The organism is Psychrobacter sp. AOP7-B1-24, from assembly GCF_052376215.1.
Classification (GTDB): Bacteria; Pseudomonadota; Gammaproteobacteria; order Pseudomonadales; family Moraxellaceae; genus Psychrobacter.
Genome location: NZ_JBQSVL010000127.1, coordinates 1 through 4,057 on the forward strand (window position 1 = coordinate 1; position 4,057 = coordinate 4,057).

Genomic DNA, 4,057 nt, shown 5'->3' on the forward strand with positions numbered 1-4,057 from the left:
ACGATTAGGGTTTAAGACGCCTATGCAGGCGTTCTATAATATTAATTAGCGTTGCACTTGGTGTGTTAATCTAAGTTACTTTTGTTTAAAGACTCTAAGTCGCTAGCATAATCTTTGAGCTTCTTCTTATTCTCTTCAGTAGTAATATTATCAATAAAACTTTGAACTCTATCTTTTCTTTCACTTAAAAAACTTATTGAGTTAGTAGAAATTCCTTCTTCATTCTCATACTCTAGTATAGATTTTAATTCAGAATACTTATTAGTTTTTGTTATTATTTCATGATCCAAGTGATCATCAAAACTCACTTCACTTAATCGAGCAAGTTTCTTCATAGATTCAGCAAGCTTGTTTTTCTCCTCACTCTCACCTGCATACTTCTTAAGCATACCTTGACTGATATAAATAAACTCTAATGGATGCTTTTTTTCTATAATGTCAAAACTAATAATTTCCTCTAAATCTGAATTCGTTTTATTATATGAAAGTTTGACTTCACCATTCTTGTTAAAAACTCCATTTTTCGACTGTTCATTATCAACGAAACTACTTGCTAAGTATTCAACAAGCATGCTTTTACCTTCACCTCTACCTCCAATTATTGTAACCAAATTCTGGTTAAGTGGAATAGTTTCACACTTACTAAAGTTAAGATCTGTTTCACCGTCAAATACATTCAAGTCATTTTCGATAGAAATAGCTGAAAAATAAGGTTTATCAAATAACAAAAATGGATTTTCTTCAGATATACATATCCTTTCATTTGGCTCATAGATAACTTGCTTAAGACCTTCAAAAGTGGGGTCAGCTTTTATCCATGTAAAACAGTTGCCAATTCTATCTTTGTTAGACAAGTTTGTTGAGTAGTCATGTGCGTCACTACAATCTAAAAGTCGGCTATTTACGCATTGTTGAACAAGCTTTTCTTTAGCACTATTAAATTTAACTACACTCTCGGATGCTGTAAAAACAATGTCCGCTGTATTAATGATATGTTTCTTAGTAGCTATTGATGCACCAGTCCATTTCATTGCATCCCATTCTGTTTTCCCAACGGCTATTAGATACTTACCTTTAAACCTTTCTTTATTCAAGGATTGGATAATATTTTCTAGATTTAAGTTCAAATTATTAAAACCTTCTTCTAAATCAGATCCATACTTGCTAATTTCCTCTGCAGGAATACCTGATTTAATTTCAGCTCCTAACTCTACTAAGCTACCTTTAGTAACAACTCCATCCCATTTTCGACCATCATTAATTATATAACTTTGAACAAGTGTGTTTAAAAATTGATCTTTTATAATATTTACTGGTATTTCATCTGAAAATATAACATGTAGGTTTATTCTATCTAGTTTACCAAAACCAATTCCAGCTAGATTATTTAGCCTAAACTCCAATACGGGCAGCAATAAATCAATATTCTGTAGCCTATTATTTTCTTCTTTTTCTTTCTTTAATCTTTCGTAACCGTCTATAAATAAATAGTCATTAATCCCCAATACGGAAAACTCTTGCGGTAAACTTTCTAAATCACTTATATATCTTTCCCAAGCTTCATCTGTATCTCCACCATAATTTTGACATATTGAAGACGGTGTATGTACATGTAGATCCCACTTTCTCCACTCGGAACCTCTATCGTAATTTATTGACATAAAGCATTGCCTTATTAATAATAAAATCCAACTATAGTACACTATTAGAAGCTATTTATATAAACAGTATAACTATTAAATTTTATTGCCACAAAAAAAAGCACCCAACCAAGTTGAGTGCCTTTTTATTGCTATATTGAACTAATCAGATTTTTAGTTTAATAACTTTTATTAAGTGTTATTCCCACTCAATCGTAGCAGGCGGCTTGCTCGAAACATCATAAGTCACGCGCGATACTTCAGCGATTTCATTCATGATACGGTTCGATACCGTCTCGATCAAATCATACGGCAGATGCGCAAAGCGCGCCGTCATAAAGTCTACGGTCTCAACCGCACGCAGCGCGATTACCCACGCATAGCGGCGGCCATCACCGACCACGCCGACTGATTTAATTGGTTGGAATACCGCAAATGCTTGCGCCGTTTTGGCATACCAGCCTGAGCGCTCAAGCTCTTCCATAAAGATGGCATCCGCTTGACGCAAAATATCTGCATATTCTTTGGTCACTTCACCCAAAATACGCACGCCCAAACCTGGACCTGGGAACGGATGACGATAGATCATTTTGGCTGGTAAGCCAAGCGTGATACCTAGTTTACGCACTTCATCTTTAAACAAATCACGTAATGGCTCAATCAATTTGAATGCCAAGTCATCTGGCAAACCGCCTACGTTATGGTGACTCTTGATCACGTGCGCCTTGCCTTGATGCGACTTAGCAGATTCGATCACGTCAGGATAGATCGTACCCTGTGCTAAGAACTCAACGACTTTACCATCGCTTTGCTCACTCACTTGACGGGCGCTATCAGCGAATACGTCAATAAAGGTCTTACCGATGATTTTGCGTTTCTTCTCTGGATCAGACTCGCCAGCCAATGCGTCTAAGAATAAATCTTCTGCATCAACACGAATCACTTTTACGCCCATGTTTTCAGCAAAGATTTGCATCACTTGGTCGCCTTCGTGCAAGCGTAGCAAGCCGTTGTCTACAAATACACAAGTCAGCTGGTCGCCGATTGCTTTATGCAATAACGCTGCGACCACTGAGCTATCGACACCGCCTGATAGACCAAGCAATACTTGCTTGTCACCGATTTGCTCTTTTAACTGGGCGATACGCATATCAGCGATATTGTCTGGTGTCCAGTCGCCTGCACAGTCGCAGATTTGATGGACGAAACGACCTAGTAGTGCCTGACCTTGCAAGGTATGTGTCACTTCTGGATGGAACTGTAAACCATAGTATTGTTTGTCATCATTAGACATAATCGCAATTGGGCAACTTGGTGTGCTGGCGACGATATCAAAACCAGCAGGTGCTTCAATCACTTTATCACCATGGCTCATCCAGACATTGAGCGTGCCAACTGCGTCTTCGATACCATCGATGAGTTTTGATGTGCCATCAATATTGATCGTCGCTGCGCCAAACTCATGGATATCACTGGCATGAACCTGCCCGCCAAAACGTTCTGCCATTGCCTGCATACCGTAGCAGATACCCAATACTGGCACACCTAGATCAAACACAGCATCGTTGATACGTGGACTGTTTTCAGCATGCACGCTCTCAGGGCCGCCCGATAGGATGACGCCTTTTGCACCAAAATCGATGATGCGCTGAGCGTCGATATCGTAAGGGAACATCTCACAAAACACCCCAGAATCACGCACACGGCGGGCGATCAGCTGGCTATATTGCGAGCCAAAATCGAGGATTAAGATGCGGTCTTCTTTAATGGTGGGAGTGGCAACAGTTGTGGTCATAAATCGATGTCCATCAATAGATAAATTGGTGCCCTATTTTAACAAGTTTACGCCCTCTGTTGGCTATTAGATGCTCAATTATTAACAGTTATGCATAAATATTTAAATTCATGAAAAATAAAAGCGGAAAAACAACCCACCGAAAGGTCAATGTTAAGGAAAACTAAAATCTATTGATTACGATAGTATATGTAACTAATCAAACAAAACTACTCATTTACCGTTACTATGCTTATAAGTCTATGTTTATAGGTGCTATATTTATAAGTGCTATATTTATAAGTGCGCTATTTACAATTTGAATAGTAGTAATAAAGATGATATCCACCTTTAGAGAATATTAACGCATCAATCAGTACCCACAAATATTCAGCGATAGGCTGCAATATATATCAACCATTAGAAAGAAGGATTGTTGGACTTGGAAAAGCTGAATAAGCTGTAAATAGTAACGTCAAATATAAAGAGACAATAACATGAGCAATACGAATAACGAGCAAAATCGTCAAAAACCAGATAAGGACACAAGCAAACTTTCAAAAGAATACCTACCAGACTATGTAAAAGCACGATCAAAGCATCATAAACCACCGCATTTAGGGACGTTTGATGTAGGGATGTC

2 protein-coding genes are annotated in these 4,057 nt (G+C 38.1%); both read right to left on the bottom strand.

Going from position 1 to position 4,057, the window contains the following annotated elements; all coding sequences use genetic code 11:
* Positions 1-65 precede the first annotated feature (65 nt).
* On the bottom strand, positions 66-1,661 hold the full coding sequence (locus tag ACT3QP_RS14195) for a hypothetical protein (protein WP_444525954.1): 1,596 nt from the start codon (positions 1,659-1,661) through the stop codon (positions 66-68).
* 178 nt (positions 1,662-1,839) lie between these two features.
* Positions 1,840-3,435 carry a glutamine-hydrolyzing GMP synthase gene (gene guaA / locus ACT3QP_RS14200; RefSeq protein WP_444525955.1) on the bottom strand — a complete coding sequence of 532 codons (1,596 nt, stop codon included), beginning with the start codon at positions 3,433-3,435 and terminating at the stop codon, positions 1,840-1,842.
* Positions 3,436-4,057: the final 622 nt, after the last annotated feature.